Here is a 20,310-nt window from a genome sequence, read left to right on the forward strand (position 1 = left end):
GGCGGCGGCCCCGGGGGCCCCCCCCCCGGTTCCGTGGGGGCGCGGGGGGGGGGGGGGGGTGGGGGCGCGGGGGGGGGCGCCCCCCCCCCCCCCACGCCCGCGGGGCTCACTGGCCGCGGACGACTTCGTCGGCGTCGAGGGCGGACACACGCTGCCGCAGCAGCGTGCGCAGGCTGTCGGCCTCGGTTCGCACGGACTGGTCGGCGCCGACGTTGCGCGCGTAGGAGTCCACGATCGTGGCCAGTGATTTCTCGGCCTGGCCGCCGGCGAGAGTCGCCGCGTACACCTGGCGGTACTGCTCCTCGTAGAGCGTCTTGAACTTGCTCGAAGCGAGGAACCGGTCCTTCAGTTTGTTGCCCATCATCCGGGCACCGCCGGGCGGCTGGGCGCCGTCCGGCGGTCCGGCGCCGCCGGGCACCTGCCCTCCGTCCGATGGTGCGCCGCCGTCGGGCATCCGGCCGCCACCGGGACCGCCGGGTCCCATCCGGGACGTGTCGTGGGGCCCCGCTTCGGTGTCTCCGCTGAACGCGAGGTTGAGATCCCAGCTGACGACGGTGAATTTCCGGGTTTCCAGGTCGTACCAGAGGTAGTAGTTCTTCCCGGGCCCGGCCATGTCGTCGAAGTTCATGACGATGTTCTGCAGCGCGAGATACCGGGCGAACGATGCCACCTCGAGCCGTTCGGGCAAGCCGGCGTCGAACTCTTCATCGGAGGCGTCTTCGACCCATTTGATCAGGTTGATCACCGGTTGCAGATCCGTGCCGCCGACGTCGTTGATCTGCTTGAAATCGTCGCCGTACTCGGTCTGGTCTCCACCCTGGTAGGCGAACTGCCCGCTGGCGAGAGCCTTGTACAGCGCGCCGTTGCCGAGCCCGCTCGCGTATCCCTCGTCCAGGTATTCGACGAGCAGGCGGGGTGTCGAGGTCCGGCCGTTGACCGCCAACCCGGAATAGGTGTAGCGCTGGCTGGGCTCACCGGACGCGTTCACCACCGAGATGGCGAGCGATTCGTTGAGCTGGGCGGAGGATTCGGTGGTGCCCGGACGGACCGCGATCTGGGTGTGCCCCTGATAACGACGGCCGTCGACATACTCGTCGAAATTGATCAGCCAGGGCAGGCTCTCCGGTTCCTCGGCTTTCAGCTCACCGCCCATGCCGCCGCCCGGCATCCCGCCGGGACCGCCCGGCTGCCGGCCTCCTGGTTGCGGAAGTCCTTCGGGGAGTTGCATCCCGCCGGGTACGTCCCCGATTCCCGGTGGCCGCTCGCCGCCGGGACCACCGCCCCGGCCACCTTGGCGCCGCTGGCCGTTCCAGGTCAGCGACGCCAGGGTCGAATTGCCTTTGAGACGGATACCGACGTTGTCGATGGTGGTGCCGTCGATGACCACGGTGGCGGGAAGGTAGTCCTTCTCGCCGCTGTCGAAATACTCCTTCAGCATTTTCTGGTAGTTGGCTTCGTTGAAGTGGATGGTCACGTCGTGCGCGACCGAGGTGTCGAAGAGATCCTTCGTCCCGGCGATGTTCTGGATGATCTCCGGCTCGACGGCGGCCGCGGACGACGTCGTATAGGGACGGACCATTCCCGTGCCGAACACGCCGACGAGCACCGACAGGAAGGCGATGGTGACGACGACAGCCTTCCAGTAGTGCCGCAGGCGGACGGGAATGTGGTGCCGCAGCCGTTTTCCGGGTGGACCGCTGCTGCTGGTCATCGGCCCCTCACAGGTCGGTCTGGTCGTAACCGGTGAGCACGGTGACGCCCTGCCCCGAGTTGCGCTCGCTCAGCGCGGAGATCAGGTCGCCGGGCTCGGTGCCCTTCTTGATCTTCACCGTGTACATCAACTCGGTCAGCGCCCCGCCTCGGATGGACTCCATGCTCACGAGCTCGAACTCGTCGGTGTGCCGGATAAGCACATCGGAGATCACGTGCGTGTAGTCCCCGTCCGCGGGCACCTGGACCTTGACGACCTGGCGCCGCACGTTCAGCTGGAACCAGTTGAAGCGGAACATCAGATAGATCACCAGCGAGATGGCCACCGCGGCGACCGCGCCCAGCGTGTAGAACCGGGTGCCGACCGCCATCCCGACCGCCATCACCAGGAAGATGAACCCGACGTCCCGGGTTTCCTTGATGGCGTTGCGGAAACGGACCACCGACAGGGCACCGACGAGGGCGAAGGCGCGGGCGATGTTGGAGCCGACCACCAGCATGATCACCGCCACCAGCATGCCGAGGATCACCAAGGTCTGGACGTAGGACTGGCTGTAGGACACGTTGCGGTGCGTCGCGCGGTAGACCCAGGCGATGAGCAGACTGAGCACAAAGGACAGTGCCAGCGCGATCGCCACGTCGGTGACACTGAAGGTGCCGGTGAGGTCTTCGAAACTGAGGTTCATCGGTTCGTCGTCTCCGATACGGTGAGGGTCTTCTCGGTGGGCAGGTCCTCGACGGGAACGTGGAAGACGGAGCGCGGGGCGTGCCCGAACGCCTCGACGCTCTGGCAGTACTTGGAGATCCGCACCACCTGCAGGTTGTGCTCGGCGGTCAGGTCGGTGAGCCAGTAGGGCACCCGCTCGTTCGCCTTGACCTCCATGATCGACATCCGGGGCGGGACGATGAACCGGTTCTCCGCGTCGGTGGCCAGGTGGAAGTCGCGGTCACGACCACGCACCCGCTGGTCGAAGGTGACGCGCAGCCCGAGTTCCGCTCCCCTGCCGAGATAGGCCTGGCGCTGGTAGCCGGTCATCGCGATCGGCCGCAGGTCGAGGCGGTGCACCAGATCGAGCACTTCTTCGACGAACCCGCGCGCGCTCGCGTCGTACTCCTCCGGTTCCTTGCCGGCGCAGAGCCGGAGCGCGTCGCGGTACGGCAACCGGATACGGCGTTTCTGGGTGACCCGGTTGACGCGCTGCTTGATCTCGACGTAGACCGGGGTCTCCCCGGCGACGTCGAACCGGTCGCCGTAGTGCCGCAGGCGCAGCTTGCGCCGGAACTTCAGGCCTTCGACCTTCTCCCAGTAGAACCGCAGCTGCCGGGTGTCGTAGTAGGTGCTCCACACCCCGTAGCCGGTGGCGTCACTGTGGGGGTCGCGATCCAGCCGTTGCTCGATCGTCGGCTGGATCCGGGCGACCTCGGCGACCGGGACCAGGTACTTGATCTCGTACCGGTTGAAGCTGCGCAGCGCGTTGGGACCGCGCAAGGCGTGGCCGAGGTCGTGGGCGGGCGCGATGCTCGGCGCGTCGCTCACGCCGATCCCGGGCGACGCGGCGGCCGCGGGTTTCGTTCGTTTTCGTGACCGGAACAGCACAGGTCCTAACAGATTGAGTGGGTCTTGAGGCTGCGCCAGCAGATGATGGCGCAGCCGAGGGTGCGGAAAGCTTCGTGGAGGTCGTCACGGATCTCCCAGCGGATGCGTAGCCGCCGGAACCAGTGCAGCAGGGCGAAGGCGCCCTCGACGACCCAGCGGTGAACGCCGAGGCCGGAGCCGTGCTCCTGGCCTCGGCGGGCGATGAGAGGCGTGATTCACGCGGCACGGACAAGCTTGCGGTACTTGTCGTGGTCGTAGGCGCGATCGGCGTAAAGCCGTTGTGGCCGCCGACGGGGCCGTCCACGACGACCCCGCACGGCTGGGATCGCGTGGATCAACGGCATCAGCTGGGTGACGTCGTGCCGGTTCCCACCGGTCAGGGTGGCCGCCAAAGGAATACCGGTACCGTCGGTGATCACATGGTGTTTCGACCCGGTACGGGCTCGGTCTACCGGGCTGGGGCCGGTTTCCGGCCCCCTTTTAACGCCCGCACATGCGACCCGTCGACCGACGCCCGTGACCAATCCAGCTGGCCCGCCGCGTGCAGCTCCGCCAGCAGCAGCTCGTGCAACCGCTGCCACACCCCGGCCTCGGTCCAATCCCGCAACCGCCGCCAGCACGTCATACCCGACCCATAACCCAGCTCCTGGGGCAGGAACTCCCACGGAATCGCCGTATAGAGCACGAACATGATCCCGCACAACGCCTTACGGTCGTCCAACCGCTTACGCCCCGGATGCCGATACCGACGCTCCACCCGCGGCAACAACGGCTCGATCCGTTCCCACAAACCGTCATCGACCTCCCACGGACGCCGCTGCCCCACCAGCCCACCCCTCACAGACGATCACCGAGACACGGCATCAAACCACACCCCAAGATCATTCTGTTACGACCCCTTAACCTTGCAAGCAGGGGCCCGCTGGCTCCGAATGCGGTGCCCACGCGAGGCCAGTTATCGAGTCCACGACGAAAGAAATTACCCTCGGCTACTACTGGCAGCCCGACTCTCTCACCAATTTTTCTGGAGCAGTCCTGGAGCACACCGTCGGTTACAACAGCGCACACCGACGTCGAACCGCATCGATCAGACCACAACTGCTCCAGCCGACCAGCAGGTTCTCGATAACCGCAGGTCAGCGCCTTGGCCGGACCAGACTGGCAGTCAGGGGGTCACCGGTGCTGTTCCCGCAGTTCAGAGAGCTTCGATCTAAGCGATACCGCGTTCAATGGCATCCGCCTACCACTCAAACCGGATATCCGAGAGCAGCACACTGAGCGACACAGCCACGATATTCACCGTGCTTCACATACCCCACCGAAGCCCCACGTCCAGTCGCGCCCACCCCGGACGCCGGGATCACCCAACTAGCGGCACATCAGGATGAACACTGGACAGTCGTCGAAATCGACACGAAATCGCCCCTGGACCCAGACACGAAGAAACCCAGGCCGCATTGCCTGGGCCCGAAGCCGGTTACCTCAAGTTCACCGCCTGACGTGACCACACCGGTTCCAAAATGCGCAGTGCGAGAGCGAAACCGTCGACGTCACTGGCCTTCCACTCGAGTACACGGATCACCCCCAGCCGACCTGCAACCGCACTCAGCTTGTCCAGCTGTGGAAGCAAAGAACTCCGGACCTACTGAAGTCCCCACCGCAGCGGTTGTGACGAGAAACAGAAAGGCTGCTAGGCCACCAACCGGCCCGCAGAGCACACCGGAGCAATCGGAGACATAACGGAGCCCAGCCGCGATCAACGCCGAGGCGAAACTGCCGCCGAAGGACCAACATTTCTGCAGGTCGGCAGCGATGTTGATGTTGTGGGCCGGGTCGGGCTCGAACCGACGGCCAAGGGATTATGAGACCGCAGCTCCAGCATGTCAGCCAGTGTCGGCGAATGCTAGATTCTGCCGATTTGTGCAGGTCAACGCCATTTTGAGCCCGAGCCGAGTGTCGCTGTGTGTCGGCCTGTATCGGGCTCTACGTGGGCAACGGAGCCCAATCGGAGACGACGTGCGTCTACCCGCCGACATCCTTTTGCCGCCAGCAGGACCGCGCTGCCCTCCCTGCTCACCGAGGCCGGGGACGGTGAAGTCGCGTCCATCGTCGGGTGTCCGGTAGTTCTGGAACTCCGCCAGCGTCTGGTCACCGACGTTGTTGCGATCCACCAGGAACAGTACCCGGTTGAAGCCACCGAACTTCCTTAGCCGGTAGGACTCGGCGACTACCCGAGTGGTCTTGCTGGCGCAGGCAGTGCCCGCACCTTGGCCCGCCAGGTCGGCTGGGCCGGGTCGCGCTCGGCGTCGAGCAGGATGCGGGCCAGCGTCTCCGGCTCAGGATATGGAACAGCCGCCGGGCCCGAGGCTGTGGGTCGTAGCCTTTGGTGAAGCGGATCTCCGTGCCGCTGGCCTCGAAGACGAACGGCAGGCGCCCGGCCAAACCCACGGAGGGCGTCGCGCAGAGACCGGCGTCTTCCGGCTCGCGGCACGTAGCGATTGATGGCTCTTCGCACGATTACGAGTCGTGAAGTGGATGAGTAAGTCGAAGACCGCGTGGGCGCGACGGCGGTGGCGGGACCGTGGGGGCACGTGGTGGTGGGGGATCGTGGTCATCGTCGTCCCGGTCGCACTGATCGCCGCCGCCGCCGTGACCACGCTGCTGATGTTCATCGACTCCCGGCCCACGGCGACGTGCCCCGCGCATCGGAATCGGCTGCGAGCCGACCATGCTCGGCCTCACCACTCACGCGCGGGAACTCGCGCTCGCCCTGCTCGCCGCCTGCGAACGCGAAGAACACCCGTGGCGACCTACTCGGCCTTCGGACAGTCGGCAGACCGCAGCCAGCGATCCACCTCGCCCACTCGGGCCGCGTCGAACGCCGGTAGCGGCACAGAACGCACGTCCGCGCTCCGTGCCGGCAACATCCCCTCCAGGCGACGTCGAGCAGGTCGGAGGACTGGTCAACCAGGCCAGAGACCGTCTCCGACGACGACCTCACCTCGTCCGGCAGGCCCGGCAGTCACCTTAAGTCGGATCAGATTGAGGCAGTTGGCAGGCAGGCCGCATCGACAGCTTGGTCTATTAGCTGGACAGCAATGACTGGAATTGTATCGATTGCTCGAGTTCGATTCGGTGTTTTTCAGGACGTTGAGCGGCAAGCTGACGCCGGATCATCACCGCTTCACTGATCGCTTCCAGCCCTTCCTCCCGTCGCCCCACCTCACCCAAACGAACAGCCGCATTATTCAAGCTACTGGCAAGGTTAGGCAGGAACACGTCCGGACTCTGATTCGCCAACTCGCGATACAGCGTGACCGCTTCACTGATCGCTTCCAGCCCTTCCTCCCGTCGCCCCACCTCACCCAAACGAACAGCCGCATTATTCAAGCTACTGGCAAGGTTAGAGCCATCAAGATTTGAAGCTTCGGCGAGTGCCTTACGGTGCCGGTCGACCAGTGCCTGCCCGATGGTCGCTGCCGCCTCCGCGAGAACCTGGCTCGACTTCGGGATAGCGTGCTGAAGCCGCTCCAGCAGCGCAGCGTCCGCCTCGCCATTTTTTGCGACTTGCTTGATAGCCCGCACCAACGGCCCTGGTGTCTCAACCCGAGTCGCCACTTCTACTGCCGCCGGCAGCAACGTGGCCGCGTTCTGGACACACCACCGCGTCAACCGATCCCCGACCTCCGTGCCTAGCGCTGCGTGGGCCGCCGCCCGCGCGCACACGGTCAACAGACGCACGGCCTCCTGCTCGTGGACCCAGTAGGCCAGCCACTCCACTACGTTTGGCCGCGATGCGTCGAGAATCGAGCGCCCCACTAGCCGTTCCGCCAGCCGATCCGGCATTAGCCCTTCGAACACACCACTACTATTTGGCGGATACAGATCGGTCAACCACATCCGCAGCGTTTCACGCCGATCCGACGGCAGATCAGCCACCCCCGGGACTCGCTCCACCACCGCGCCGATCTCCTCCACGGTGCCTGGCCGCAATAACACGGTCGCGATCACCACATCGGTCAACGTCGCCAGCGTCACCCAGGTAAGCATCCCTTGCGCGGTTGCGGTGGACTTCCAGTAGGCGCGTTCGTGGGCCAGCAGCCGATCCTCCGCATTCCTCGCACCTGTACCCCGCAAGTTGGCGGTGGCTGAGGTGGAGGCGCGGTCGAGAAGGTCGGCCAGCGCGGCAATCTGCAGGGTCAACACCGTGTCCGCGATCGGTCGCGGTGGCTTGTCCCGCAGCGATGCTGCGATCTCTGCCCAGGGCTCGTGCGACAGATGGGGCACTTCGCCCAACGCTGTGGCGAATGCGGATACCGCCGTCTGATAGGCCCGAGCCTGCGATTTCTTTGTTGCGCCCAACACCGGCAGGCCACGCACCCGGGCTTGGTCCACCGCTTCACGGACGAGCCCGTTAGCTGTCTCACCCAACGCGTTCCACCAGGTTGGCGCAGTCCGAGCCAGCAGCAGCACCTTCACGGCGACACCTGGCCTGACCTGGGTCAAGGTTGTGAGCAGTGCGATAACCTGTTCGGCACGGACGTCGGCGTAGTCCACCACCACCAGAGTCGGGTACAACACCGCCGCTACCACCGGTAAGGCTGCGTGATCAGCAAGGGGCGACAGCCACACGATCACCCATCCCCGTTGCTGCATCTGGTCGGAGAACTGATGGGCCAGCCGGGTTTTGCCCTGCCCGCCGGAGCCGTGCAGGAGCCATACTCCGATCTCCGGCTCCGCCGCCCACTCGTGCAACTCGGTCAGCACCTGCTCGCGCCCCTCAAATGGGACCACCGCATGGCGGGCCATCAACAATGCCGCCGGCGACATCACTGGCGCAGGATCCGCCGAAAAGTTGTTCGCGTCGGACAACGAACGGAGTTCGATCGCTTCGCAACGTGGGGGCACACCACCCCCATGGTCGGTCAACGCCATACGAAAGCCCTCGTCCGCCAGCAACACATTGCTTGGCACCGCTTCTAAGGCCCCGTCGCGCTGTGTGGCGATCACCCCGGCCAGCAAATCCTCACAGAACACCGCGGCACCCGCCATGCCTGCCCACGGCGAGATTTCTTCCTCTGGAGGGAACTGGTCAAACGTCAGCAGGTAGCGCTCAGTGGTTACTCTGCTACCCGGATTCAAGATCCCCACCACCTCGTCGATTTCGGTGAGATGGTTCTCCCTCTGCAGTGCCAACGGCGCTCCCCATGTGTGGCAGACAATCCCTGGCCTATTTGTGACAGTACGGCCCCACATGATGGACTGGTGGGGTCCTGGCGTCCAGACGGGGTCGTCAATCAGCACGAGCGCGGCATCGTCGCGCCCCGACGTCCCACACCACACGACGGTCGCGGCAAAGGTCCTCTGGTGGCCGGGCTTGAGCACCATCACCGAGCCGTTCGTCTCCATGACAACGTGCGCAGAGGTCAGCACGAGCCTGGGAGCGACGAGGTATCCCGAACCGTGGCCGCGGGGGCCGGTTACAGCCAAGACTTGGCCACGACTCGGCGCGGACCGCACCTGCGGCATCAGCGGGCGTAGCGGCTGGCCAGGTCGCACCGTCTGGCTTGGCCGGTCGGTAACTGTGCCGATAGCTTCTGCGAGTTCCTGGTAGGGGCCGCCGAGACCGTTCAACACCGCGACGACCACTTTAGCGAAGGGCCGTCTCTCGGGGTGCGGCGGCGGGTGCCCGAGCGGCTGCGGCACCAACGTACGAAAGTCGAGGCTGCCGCCGAACGGTTCAGCTTCGCTGCCAGTGCCCTGCGCCAACAGGTCTAAGACGTCGAAGGCGTCGGTCCGCCGCAGGTTGGCGAGCAACTCCTCGCGGACGCTAGGTTCGCCTGGCAGTCCAGCGACGAAGTCGTAGACGATCTGATCGGGTTCGTCGTGCGCAGTGCCAGAGACTACGATCAGGAGGCCGGAGAGGAATACCTCGGCGAGGTCTGCCGGACTGGAGTCTGGCACTAGTTCCCGCTGGATCAGCCGCATCACGGGAACTGTAAGTGGCGCAGCAGACAAGAAAGTCGCTAACGAGTACGCCGATGGCGCGGCGGTGAGGCGAAACCTTTTGACGAGCTCTGCGGCGGACATGGGCCTTGGTTCGCCGAGTTCGGACGCTCCTGCGGCCGGTGGCCGAGGAAGGGGGATCGCAAGCATTGGCTGTCCAGCCGTTCGGTTGCCTGCGACGGCGGAGGCCCATTGGCCGACTCGGACGGGATCGAGGCTGACTACCGAGATCAAACGCTGGTCGTTGCTCTGTGCATGGAGGCGTGGATGGTTGGGTAGCCCGTGAAGCAGGCCACTGCCTTCGGGCGCCGCGTGCGCCATGACGGGTACGGCCGACAGCCGGGTGCGATGCCAGAGACGCTCCGGCAGGACGTTCAGAACCGTCAACGGGCTGACGTTGGCCCACCGCTGGATTGCGGCACTCATGCCGTTTGTCTGCCAGAGTTGACCCACGCCGTCGGTGACGATCAGGATAAGACGGCGGCCAGTCGGATCAGTAAGTTCGGCACTGCTGCGGTCACCAGCGAGGTGGCGGGCGGTCGAGCCAGCACGCAAGTTGGGTTGTTCGGCGTCGCCGTCGATGCTCCAGATCCGTACATCTCGGAACGCCTGGTGTGCGCGGAGCATCCGGATCAGCTCGGTGAGAGTGGGTCTCCACAGTTCCATCGAGATGCTGGTGTCGATGACGATGGCGAGGTCGAGCCAGCGTTCCATAACCGTCACTGTGACCGGGGCCAGGGTTCCGGTCTCAGCGGCGATGTGGACCGTGGCGGCCTCATCGAGAACGTTGGCGCCCGGCGCCAGAACTTCTCGACACAGTGATCGCAATGCTCGACTGAGTTCGGCTGATTCAGCGAGCGCTGGAGAGGTGGGCCTTCGGTGTTGTGGTTCGCCACGGGATGTTCCCTCGCGGGCTGGCGTAATCTGGATGCCACGCTGCCTGTTTGAAGGAGCACGATTGCTGGGAGCGCGCCGGTCCGGTGAGGGATCCGGTGCTGACGCCGGCTCGGGAGATGATGCGCGCTCTGGTGGAGGCTTGTCGACGGTCCGGTTCTCCGAAAGGGCGACGAGATCCGGGTACTGGCGTTCAAGCAGCCAAGCGACCTCAGCCAGCGTCTGTGGCGTCAGCGTCCCGTGGGCATACGCTGAAGCCAACATCTCTGCGATCGGCACACGGCGGGGAGCGGTCATTCTTGGCCACGGTCGTTGAGGGGCCGGAGCAGGGCATCTAGTACGTCGGCCCAGCCGGCGTCGCCAGTGTGGTCGGTGTGAGTTTCCAACCTGATCGCGTTAAGAAGCTGGTCGATGGCGAGTTGTGCTTCGGGTCGCTGCCGACGGACTTCGTCCACCCGGTTGATTAGGGCTTCTGCGGTGGGCGACACTGTCTCGAGGTGGGCGGCGACGATGCGTTTGAGCTTGGCTGAGTCCGGTGGATCGAGCTTGAGGCGAATGCATCGTCTGACGAATGCAGGTGGGAAGTCTCGATCGCCGTTGCTGGTCATTACCACGATCGGGAACTCGTGGCAGGTGATCTTGCCGCCGGTGACGGGGACGCGCTCGGCGTCGTCGTCGGTGAGGACGTTGATCGGCTTTTCCGGGCTGGGCAGGCGAAGTAGTTCTGGGATGCGGTAGGTGCCCTCCTCGAAGACGTTGAGCAAGTCATTCGGAAGGTCGACGTCGCCTTTGTCGATCTCGTCAATGAGCAGCACTCTGGGCCTGACCGCTGGGAGTAGCGCGGTACCTAGGGGACCGAGCCGAATGTAGGTACCGATGTCCACCGGTGTCGCCGTCGCGACGCTCTTGTCGGCCTTGAGGAGGTTGACCGCCTGCAGGCGCCCCACGGCGTCGTACTGGTACAGGCCCTCGTTCAGAGTGGACCGGCTGGTGATCGACCAATGCAGCACGCGGCCGAGACCGAGTTCGTAGGCGACGCTGTGGGCCAGCATCGACTTGCCTGTTCCGGGCCGTCCGGTCACCAGCAGCGGCCGTCGTAGATGAATAGCTGTATTGACCAGCCGCACTTCCTTGGCCTCGGCCCGGTATGCCTCCGCCAGCCGGGCGACCCGGGTCGAGCGTCCACCAGTCTCCACAGCGCGCGAGGTGGCGGTGTCGGGCACGACGCCGTCGAATGCCCGCCACGGTGGACGCTCGGGTGGAGTCCAGTCGTGCGGTTCGCCGGTGCCGCGGTATACCCACCAGGCCGGTAGAGGTCGCTGACCACCTGCGGTGGTCTCGTCGCCGTCTTCAACGGTGGCCGTCATGTAACCCTGTCCTCTGTGGTTGGCACGGTAAGTGGTGCGGTCAGTTCCGGTATTCGGCGTGGGTCGTCCCACAGGAGTGTCATGTCCCTGCCGTAGTGCTCAGTGCCCGCCGTCGTCGCGTCACGCCGTTCCTGATAGAAGCGTTCCGGCAGGCGGGCCAATCCGCGTGCTTTGCCCATTTCCTCAACGATGGCCTTGAGCGGCGCGGAATCGCAGCCAGTCCCGCACCACACAGCCACCGGCAAGCCAGCCGCCACGGCCAACTGGAGGCCGTCCACGGTGGACTCGACTCGTTCGTAGGGATAGGACAACATCACGCAGACAGCTTCCTCGGCTACCAGGAATCGGTCCGCGAGCGTCTCCGCATTGTGCTGTTCAACTACTAAATGCGCAGCCTCAGCAGAGTCGTAGTACTGCGGTAGAGCCGAGCTGTTGTGCAGGAACAGAATCTGGGCTCCCTCCTCACTAAGCCGCTTCCAACGTTCCTGCCAGTCCCGCCAGGCGAGGCCATCGAAACGCAGCCGATCCAGCGAGCGAACCACCACTTTGCCGCGGAGACCGAGCTGACCGCCGACTGCGCCCCCGCTCCCCGGCCGCCAGTGGTGGACGGCCGCGTTCAGCAGCGACCAGGGCAGTAAAAACTCGAAGGTGAGCGCGTCACCCCGGACCGTTGGAAGAAAATTGCCGACCCGGGACATAATCGCCTCGCAGCGCTCACGCACCTCGGCAGCCGGACAGGGGCATCGGTCGTCCAGGCGCAACGTGAGAGCGGCACCGTCACGTTCCAGGGCAGCGTTTAGTGTGAAGGTGTCACCGGTCCCCGCCACCGGCTCGACCTTCACGGTGATAAAGGTAGCCGCGTCCGTGCCGTCGAGAATCGCGTCAGCTCGGGCCTGCTCTACTACTGCCGCACTGATACCCAGTTCCTCGGCGTTCGAATCTACCCACGCATGCAGCTCCCGAGGTTCAGCCATGTGGGGAGCCAGGTATTCGACAAAGGACAGCACCGGAGGAAGCCGTCTTGGCCTGCGAGGTAGTCGGTCGAGGCGGTCGATGATTGTCGTCAGATCAATCGCATCGTCCACCGAGATCGGCGATACTGCATGTACCGCACGCCACAGCGTATCCACGATTGTAGCCGGGCCGATCACCGCCGCGTCAGCGAGCAAAGTGGAAAGCTCAGCGCGGGACTGCGTTGGCAGGGTGCTCGACGTGGGTGCCGGAACTACGGTGACTGGCTCGCGGTTGCCATCCTGGTCTCTATATTCCACCACGATCGGATGTGCAGCGTCAGGATCATCCGGCACCATCTTCCCAACGCGGCCTTTCACCGCATTCCGCAGGGTTCGCACGTCCGGCGGCCACGCCGTTCCGTGAACGTCGGCAAGGCAATCCAGCAGTGCCGCAGTGAAGACGCCACCACCGAGCCGGGACATGTGCACAGCGCGCGCACCATACGGCGACGCGAAAAGGGTCTCCTGTTTGGCACCTGCGACAGGCGGGTTACCTGGCGGTACCGGAATACCGTCGGGCAGGCGCGGAGCCTTCAGGCCAGGGAACTTCTGGCACGCGTCGACCGTGATGATCTGGCGCCCCAGCGCGCGGGCACGCTGAGATTGGAGCAGGGCGAGAAGCCGATCGAGGTTGATGTTCCGGAAGTCGTCCCTGTTGGCATCCTCGAGGAACAGCCGTCGCTGGCCTGCCTCGTCCACCATGCCGTGTCCGCCCCAATGCAGCCAGAACACGTCGCCTTCGAGTCCAAAAACAGCTCGGTGCAACTTATCCTGTACTGAGGCCGAATTTGCCATGAAGTTGCGAAAACCGTCGCTGTCGTCCAGCAACGGCGAGGTCAGCAGGACAATGTTGTCCTGTGGCACGCCGCTGTCACGCAACCACCGAGCGAACGCGAGGGCCTGCGCCGCCATGCCAGCGCGGTCGGCGCCGAATTCGTACTTGTCCAGCCCAACCACCACGGCGTGAGTCCGTGCCAGTGTCACCGTGGCAACCGGTCCCACAACGTTGTATAGAACCCGTCGAGCGCGAAGTACGCGCTGTGCGCCCGTGGAAACGGCGCGCCGCTACGAACCTCCACGTCCTCAACTACCTCCCCGAAGACTGGCACGGCCAGATAGGACAGCAAATCTCTAGAGTCAAAGACGTTCACCCACGGCGGCATCGCGACATCGCCCACAATGCCACTGGGCGCGCTCGGCAGAGCGCCGAGACTGCACAAGTACGAACCCTGGGAGCCGACCGTGACAAGCAGATCTGCCTGCGCCAGTCCGAGCCGGAACACATCAAGGCTGGCGATCCCGCCCAGGCTGTGAGCCACTACCACGACCGGTCCGGTGACCGATCGGACAGTCTCGGCAATAAACCGGCGCAGTGGATCGCCGTGCGCCAGGTACCGCAACACGTCGCCGCCGAACGGCGTTACTCGGTCCATGATCATGCCGCGCCGACGTTCCACAGCCTGGGAGAGACCCATCCGAAGCACCAGGCTGGCACTGACCTTAAGAAGCGTCTGCCCGATGCCGATGCCGAGGTCGGCGCCGTGCAAACCGTCGAGCACCGTCGCGACTATCGTGTCCCTTCCTATAGCATCGACAGGAAACGAACCGGCTGCCCCGCCGTCCGCAGCAACGAGTGTGGCTGCAGTGACGGCGCGCGCCAGCGCCTCCCGCAACTCATCCTCACTATCGCTGCCGGCGGCCAGCCCAATCGCGTCACGGGCAGCGACAGAGCCGAACACCGCCTGCACCGCACCGGTAAACACCTCGGCGTCCACCCCGTACTGTTCCAACAGCCCGCCGAGTGACGCGAGACCATCAGACCACTTCAGGTAGGCGCTGAGCCTGTCCTCGGCACTGACCTGTGAACCGGGGAGTTCGACCTCACCATTCCCAGCGTGAGCCACCGTTAGGAGCCGAAGCTCATACAGCGGGTCGGCCTCAAGAAGTACCCAGCGGTCGTCCCGCCACTCATCGGCGGTCAAGTCTCCGCCACGGGACATGTCGTATTCCGGCACAGTCGCCGCAGCAGCGTCGAGAGGAACCCCCAGGACATCACCCCAGAAGCACGGAAGCACGGTGACGCCGGGCCAGTGCTGCACCGCCTTACCACGCATGAGCCGGAAGGAGTCGGCATAACCCTTCTCCCGCACACCAGTTCCGTGCACAAAGATCACTGTTGTCAAGTGGATGCCTTGTCAGATAGGCGAAAGGACCAACTCGGATTAGCGACATTGGCGACCGTACACGGGTTCCCCTGAGTCCTATGAGCTTCCGAGGCCGCGTTGGTGCTAAGCAGCCATTAACGCCTGAAGCCCCCAAGACGGCACCGGCTAGACCGACGTCGGCGCTAGCCCGACGGCTGTCTTGCTGGCAGCACCTCTTGATCTTGAGCAAAGGACTGGACCCGTTGCACGATGCCTTCTGGCGGTCCGCTACCAGCGCCTTCACGACCGGCTGTCGGACGTACGTCTGACCCTGTGCTAGCGACAGCGCGGCGACTAGCTGGCTCGACTCCGTGACAAAGTAACCGGCTGATCGTTTACTGAGCTTGCCGTCGTCGAATCCACGCACCGCCAACCTCCCCTGCGATCGCGTACGTCAATTTCCGTGTTGTACTGGTCGCTATCGCGGCAGCTTACGTTTCGACTGATCAGCAGAAGTACCCGTTTGGGTGAACGCGAACAAAGTTAGGTGCGACCAAACCTCGATATCTACAGCCGATCTGACCGCTCTGACGTCGGTGCGCTACCGACGTACCCCAAGTGGGGTGGTGGACAACAGTGCACCAACACGTTTGATCAGCCGTCGTCCGGGTCATTGTGTTCGCCGGTTGCGGGCGGCGTACGCTCCTTGCCGTCGACGACTGCGGCCACGACAGCTACCGGCCGTAGCGTAGTGCGCGACCGCTACCGCATCACAGCCACCGCCAGCACCCGGACGGGTGGCTGTGACGACCGTCCCCACATCATGGACAAGCTCGACGTCCGCACCCTCACCCTGCGGGGTTCCACAAGTCTGCCGACGGCTCTGACCAGTAGGGTTACGCGGCTCGTTCGTATTCGTTGATCAGGCCTTCGAGAAGCCGCTGTCGTTTGATCCGCTGAGAGTTGAGGTCTGCCACGGGGGGTCGGCTGTGGTGGACAAAGCTCGCGGGAACGGCGCGGTCGTCGACCGTTGTAGTGCCGGATGTACTCGGCGAGCACGGCGCGCAGATGCCGCTCACTCAGAATCAACATCCGGTCGGTGAGCTCGGTTCTGGCCGTGAGCACAAACCGTTCCGCGTAGCCGCTCGCCCGCGGGCAACGCGGCGGAATCCTCACCGCCTTCATGCCGACCTCGGCCAGGACGGCGTCGAACGAGGACGCGAACCGGCCAGCCCGATCACGGATGAGAAACCTGAACTCGTCGATGCGATCATCGAGATCCATCACGAGGTTGCGGATCTGCTGCGTAGTCCACTCGCCGTCCGGATTCGTTGTCGTGCCCAGAATGTGCACGTAGCGGCCGCCGACCTCCAGCACGAAGAACACGTAGATTCTTCTGAGGGTGAAAGTGAACAGAGGCTAGCAGGAATGCAGTTGCGAACAGGCTGGGAGCGCGTCGGCGGGCACGCGAAGAGGATGACCGTGTGTCCGACGACCACCTGTGAGTGATGTGACGCCCGGCATCTGCGAACCCGAGAGGTCTGTAACAGTCCGACACCAGGCGACATAGCCCGACACTGCCGATGTTCGATGACCAGACGAAAAGGTCTTGTTTGGCATCACTCGACACCATCCGGCATAGAGAGCAGCTCATCGCTGCTATAACGCCGTGTAACACGCGAGTGCCTCGCCACGGTTAACGGCGGGACGGCCGGATCATGTGATCGGCGGGCGAAGCGGCGGGGAGGTTCGGGATGGGTGAGCAGATCGACTTGTTCGAGGCGTCGGCTTCGGCGGTCGGCTACCTCTATCAGCTCCGCAAGGCGCTCCACTTCTGCGTCGAACAGACAGGAGCCGGTCCCGACTGGTCCGTGGCCATCGAAGCGGGCGACGACATCGAGGTCCACGAGGACGCGGGACCGGGCCTCTGCCAGCTCAAGCACCGCGCCCCCGGGACCACGATGACTGACAAGGCCACTGACCTGTGGAAGAGCCTGCGGATCTGGGCCACCGGTTGGGCCGAGTCTGCAGCCAGCCAGGATCGCCCCACCTTTTTCCTGCTCACGACCGCCGAGGCCGCCGCAGAGGGTGCCGCTTACCACCTCCGACCTCCGGGCCCTGGCAGCCCACGGGACGAAGCGAAGGCGCTCGGGCTGCTCGATGAAGCCCGTCGCACCTCCAGGAACGAGACCAACAAGTCCGCGTACGAGGCGTGGGACAAGCTGACGGCAGACCAGCGTCGATCCCTGCTCGAGCGGATTCGCGTGCTCGACGCGGCGCCTGACATCGACGAGACGACCGAGCGCCTTCAGCGCCTGCTGGGCCTCGCCGTGGGCCACGAACACTCGAAGGTCTTTCTGGAGCGCCTGGACGGGTGGTTCTTCCGCAGGGTCGTCGCCCAGCTGCGCGACCCTGCGTCGGGGCCGGTGACCGGCTTGGAGTTCGACGCGGTGTTCAGCGACCGCCGCAAAGGCTTCGGCCCAGACAGCCTGCCCATCGACGACGACCTGCCTGAGACAGGCGGCGCGGACCCCGACGGCGGAGAACAGGTCTACGTCCGGCAACTGCGCCTCGTGAATGTCGGCGACAGCAGGATCCAGCAGGCGGTCAGCGACTATCTGCGGGCGTTCACCCAGCGGTCGAGGTGGGTCAACGACAACCTGCTCCGGCCGGGTGAGCTGGGCAAGTACGAGAAGCGCCTCGTCGAGGAGTGGTCAAGCCGCTTCGAGGAGATGCGCGAGGAGTTGGGGCACGAGGCCGCGGAGGAGGCCAAGGTCCGCGAGGCCCGCGCCATCTACCGGTGGGTCGATCACCATGCCCGGTTCCCCATCCGGCCGGGATGCGACGAGCCGTTCGTCACCAAGGGCTCGTACCAGATCCTCGCTAACGAGCGGCGGGTCGGCTGGCACCCCGAGTTCCAGGAGCGCCTTATGGCGCTGCTCGGGTCGGTGTCGAGCAAATGAGCAGCCCTATCGAGTGGAGCAGGGAAGAGCGGGCGCTGTACAACCCGGCCTTCACCGCCCTGGTCTGCGCCCGCGTCGTCCAAGGCCACCTGGACGCGCACGAACGCCCCGGTCCGCTGCCCCTCGTGGTCGCCTCCGCTGTCATGGCTTTGCAACCTGCGGTCCGGGACCTGCTGCCGAACGCCAACGCCAACATGGCCCAGTGGGCGGAAGACAACGGGACCATCAAAGTTCACATGTCCGCCAACGCCCCCGGACTTCTCACCGTGGTGCGACCCGGACTGGTGTTCGCACTGCAGACCCAGGTCCTCGTTCTGGATGGGGCCGCATTCACCCTGCGCGACAAGGCCACCCCGAAGGGGATTCGGAACCGGTCAGCCGAAGCCGCCGCCATCCAGAAGGCCGCCCTCATGCTCGGCCGGTGGCTGCCCACCGGCGGATCCACCGCCACCGTCCTCACCCTGCTTGGAGTACGACCGTGACCTGGCAGCTCAAGTCCCTGACCCTGTACGGCAAGCAGCCCGGTCAGGTGCGCAGCCTGGACTTCAACCTCGGCGAACTCAACATCGTCACTGGTGACTCCCTCACGGGCAAGACCTCCATCTGGGATGTCACCAACTACTGCATGGCCAGTAGCGGCGACAACTACCCCATCAGCGCGGGCAAGCTGCGCGAGTACGTCGACGTTTTCGCGGTGCAGATCGTCCGCGGCGACCGCCAGCTGTTCGTAGCCCGCCCGGCAGCGCGCGGAACCACCCCATCCCCCCGGCTCTGCCTGGTCTTCCAGCAGCCAGGGGATCTCCCGCTGGCTGCAGAGCAGATGCAGTTCACTTTCACCATCGAGGCCACGCGCGGCCTGCTCGCCGAGTTCACGGGCATCGACCTCTCAATCCGCCTGCCAACCACCCGGGGCAACACCATGGCCCCGTCCATCCGCCATGCCCTGTACTTCTGCATTCAAGCCCAAAACGTGGTGGCGAATCCCGACCACCTGTTCCACTCGCAGGGGGAGGATCACGGTCCCAGGACGATCCGCGACATCTTCCCCTACTTCATCGGGGCTGTGGATCCCGAACAGGCCGTGCAACGTGCACAGCTGCAACGGATGAAGTCCGACCTGCGCAACCATGAGCGAGATCTCAACCAGCAGGAATCCGCAGCGCCCGCGTCCGGACAGGCCCGTGCCCTGGTACGGGAAGCGGTCGAGACCTCGCTGCTCGCCCCTCTGAACACCGACGAACTCACGCTGGACGACGCGCTCGCACTGCTCGGCACCGCCGCCTCGGCACCCCTGCCCGGTCTGCCCGAGATCCCCGAGGACGAAGACGATCCCCTGGCCACCCTCTCGCAGGAGCGGGATCGACTGCGCATCGCCTTCCAGCCGACGCGCGCCCGGCTCGCTGAACTCAGAAGCGCACTCCGCGACCGCAGCGAGTTCCTGACGCAAGCACTCGACCACCGCGAACGCTTGACTTCTTTGTCACTGCTCAAAGTCAGCCCTGACACCTCTCTGGAAGCATGCCCGGTCTGCAACAGCAAAGTGGCCGCCCCGAGCGCCGTCGCGACCTCACTGCGGACAGACCTGGAGGAGCTCAACGCCAACGTCGTCCACGTCAGCGACGACACCCCGCAGATCCAGGCCCTCATCGACGAGCAAGAAGAATTGCTCCGCGAGCACCGCCGCGCACTCGGCGCCAACCACGACGAACGCGACGCACTCGAGGCCGGCATGCGCGAGGCCGCACGGTACCGCGACACCACGCTACGCGCCGCCGCCGTCCGCGGGCGCATCAGCCTGTTCCTGGAGAACGCCGCACGTTACACAGTCGCCCCCCGCATCCGCGACCAGCGCGAAGAGATGCGCGCGGCCATCGAGGAACTGGAGGAGGCCCTCGGCCACGACGTGCAGGCCGACCGGGTCAACAGCAGCCTGTCACTGATCAACCAGAAGATCACCGCCAAGGCCCGCGCACTCGTCCTCGAGCACTCCGACGCCCCCATCCGGTTCGACCTGCGCCGCCTCACCGTCGTGGCCGACACCGACGACGGACCAGTCCCCCTCAAGGAGATCGGCGGCGGGCAGAACTGGCTGGGCTACCACCTGGCCGCGTTCTTGAGCCTGCACGAGTGGTTCATCGACCATAATCGGCCAGTGCCGCAGCTGCTCGTTCTCGACCAGCCTTCCCAGGTCTACTTCCCCGCCGACTACAAAGGAACAGACCTACAGCCAGCCGCAGAGTCCGACCGGACAGCTCTCCTGCGCGCATACCAAGCCATCGCCAACACCATCACCACCGCGGACGGCAAGCTCCAGGTCATCGCCATGGAACACGCAGACCTGGAGCAACCGGTCTTCGCCTCTGCGGTGATCCGGCGGTGGCGTGACGGCCAAGGCGCCCTGGTCCCGGCAGAGTGGATCACCGCAGGCTGACGCCAGACCAGCCGGCCGCGGTGAGATCACCGGTCGAAGTCCTGCCAGATAGAGACTCGGCGGATCAACAGGGGTTGACGGGCGCACCGGTACCGCCAGCTCGACGAACACAGGACCGAACCGCAGGTCGCTGTGCGTCTCGGCTTCCGCCGCCGCGCTCCTCCCGGTCAGTTCGATGAAGGGAT

Annotated in this window: 11 protein-coding genes and 1 pseudogene; 3 read left to right on the forward strand and 9 right to left on the reverse strand. The window is 65.0% G+C overall.

Annotation, left to right across the window (positions count from 1 at the left end; all coding sequences use genetic code 11):
- Positions 1-106: 106 nt before the first annotated feature.
- The 9 genes and pseudogenes from ACFWMR_RS19355 to ACFWMR_RS19395 all read right to left on the reverse strand — a co-directional run bounded on the left by ACFWMR_RS19355 (position 107) and on the right by ACFWMR_RS19395 (position 16,117).
- A complete protein-coding gene (locus ACFWMR_RS19355) occupies positions 107-1,711 on the reverse strand; it encodes a CotH kinase family protein (RefSeq protein WP_378379334.1) in 1,605 nt (534 codons plus the stop codon).
- A gap of 7 nt (positions 1,712-1,718) precedes the next feature.
- The gene (locus tag ACFWMR_RS19360) at positions 1,719-2,396 is read right to left on the reverse strand and encodes a DUF4956 domain-containing protein (RefSeq protein WP_378379335.1); all 678 of its coding nucleotides are present in this window, start codon (positions 2,394-2,396) and stop codon (positions 1,719-1,721) included.
- Complete coding sequence (locus ACFWMR_RS19365) at positions 2,393-3,247, reverse strand: polyphosphate polymerase domain-containing protein (protein WP_378379336.1); 855 nt, start codon at positions 3,245-3,247, stop codon at positions 2,393-2,395. The genes ACFWMR_RS19360 and ACFWMR_RS19365 overlap by 4 nt, the downstream gene beginning before the upstream one ends.
- 65 nt (positions 3,248-3,312) lie before the next feature.
- Positions 3,313-4,133 (reverse strand): annotated as a pseudogene (locus tag ACFWMR_RS19370) (IS5 family transposase).
- Between the two features lie 2,258 nt (positions 4,134-6,391).
- Positions 6,392-10,504: an SAV_2336 N-terminal domain-related protein gene (locus ACFWMR_RS19375; protein WP_378379337.1), complete on the reverse strand. Its 4,113-nt coding sequence runs from the start codon at positions 10,502-10,504 to the stop codon at positions 6,392-6,394.
- Complete coding sequence (locus ACFWMR_RS19380) at positions 10,501-11,574, reverse strand: AAA family ATPase (RefSeq protein ID WP_378379338.1); 1,074 nt, start codon at positions 11,572-11,574, stop codon at positions 10,501-10,503. The genes ACFWMR_RS19375 and ACFWMR_RS19380 overlap by 4 nt, the downstream gene beginning before the upstream one ends.
- A complete protein-coding gene (locus ACFWMR_RS19385; RefSeq protein WP_378379340.1) occupies positions 11,571-13,547 on the reverse strand; it encodes a VMAP-C domain-containing protein in 1,977 nt (658 codons plus the stop codon). The genes ACFWMR_RS19380 and ACFWMR_RS19385 overlap by 4 nt, the downstream gene beginning before the upstream one ends.
- A gap of 20 nt (positions 13,548-13,567) precedes the next feature.
- The gene (locus ACFWMR_RS19390) at positions 13,568-14,770 is read right to left on the reverse strand and encodes a hypothetical protein (RefSeq protein WP_378379341.1); all 1,203 of its coding nucleotides are present in this window, start codon (positions 14,768-14,770) and stop codon (positions 13,568-13,570) included.
- A 723-nt stretch (positions 14,771-15,493) separates the two neighbouring features.
- Entirely contained in the window at positions 15,494-16,117 is a 624-nt protein-coding gene (locus ACFWMR_RS19395; protein WP_378379342.1) for an integrase core domain-containing protein, read from the reverse strand.
- A gap of 368 nt (positions 16,118-16,485) precedes the next feature.
- On the opposite strand from ACFWMR_RS19395, the gene ACFWMR_RS19400 reads away from it, so the two are divergent.
- Genes ACFWMR_RS19400 through ACFWMR_RS19410 form a run of 3 tightly spaced genes read left to right on the forward strand, consistent with a single transcriptional unit; the run spans position 16,486 to position 20,125 of the window.
- Positions 16,486-17,694, forward strand: coding sequence for an ABC-three component system protein (locus ACFWMR_RS19400; RefSeq protein WP_378379343.1), 1,209 nt, complete (start codon positions 16,486-16,488; stop codon positions 17,692-17,694).
- On the forward strand, positions 17,691-18,176 hold the full coding sequence (locus ACFWMR_RS19405; protein WP_378379345.1) for a three component ABC system middle component: 486 nt from the start codon (positions 17,691-17,693) through the stop codon (positions 18,174-18,176). The genes ACFWMR_RS19400 and ACFWMR_RS19405 overlap by 4 nt, the downstream gene beginning before the upstream one ends.
- Positions 18,173-20,125 (forward strand): DUF3732 domain-containing protein, encoded by a 1,953-nt coding sequence (locus ACFWMR_RS19410; protein ID WP_378379346.1) that lies wholly within the window; start codon positions 18,173-18,175, stop codon positions 20,123-20,125. The genes ACFWMR_RS19405 and ACFWMR_RS19410 overlap by 4 nt, the downstream gene beginning before the upstream one ends.
- Positions 20,126-20,310 lie beyond the last annotated feature (185 nt).

It is taken from the genome of Amycolatopsis thailandensis (genome assembly GCF_042723255.1).
In the GTDB taxonomy this organism is placed as follows: domain Bacteria; phylum Actinomycetota; class Actinomycetes; order Mycobacteriales; family Pseudonocardiaceae; genus Amycolatopsis; species Amycolatopsis thailandensis.

Bases quoted from the DNA above. Each gene is read 5' to 3' on its own strand.
- ACFWMR_RS19355 (WP_378379334.1), bottom strand. From the start codon at position 1,711: ATGACCAGCAGCAGCGGTCCACCCGGAAAACGGCTGCGGCACCACATT.
- ACFWMR_RS19360 (WP_378379335.1), bottom strand. From the start codon at position 2,396: ATGAACCTCAGTTTCGAAGACCTCACCGGCACCTTCAGTGTCACCGAC.
- ACFWMR_RS19375 (WP_378379337.1), bottom strand. From the start codon at position 10,504: ATGACCGCTCCCCGCCGTGTGCCGATCGCAGAGATGTTGGCTTCAGCG.
- ACFWMR_RS19380 (WP_378379338.1), bottom strand. From the start codon at position 11,574: ATGACGGCCACCGTTGAAGACGGCGACGAGACCACCGCAGGTGGTCAG.
- ACFWMR_RS19400 (WP_378379343.1), top strand. From the start codon at position 16,486: ATGGGTGAGCAGATCGACTTGTTCGAGGCGTCGGCTTCGGCGGTCGGC.
- ACFWMR_RS19405 (WP_378379345.1), top strand. From the start codon at position 17,691: ATGAGCAGCCCTATCGAGTGGAGCAGGGAAGAGCGGGCGCTGTACAAC.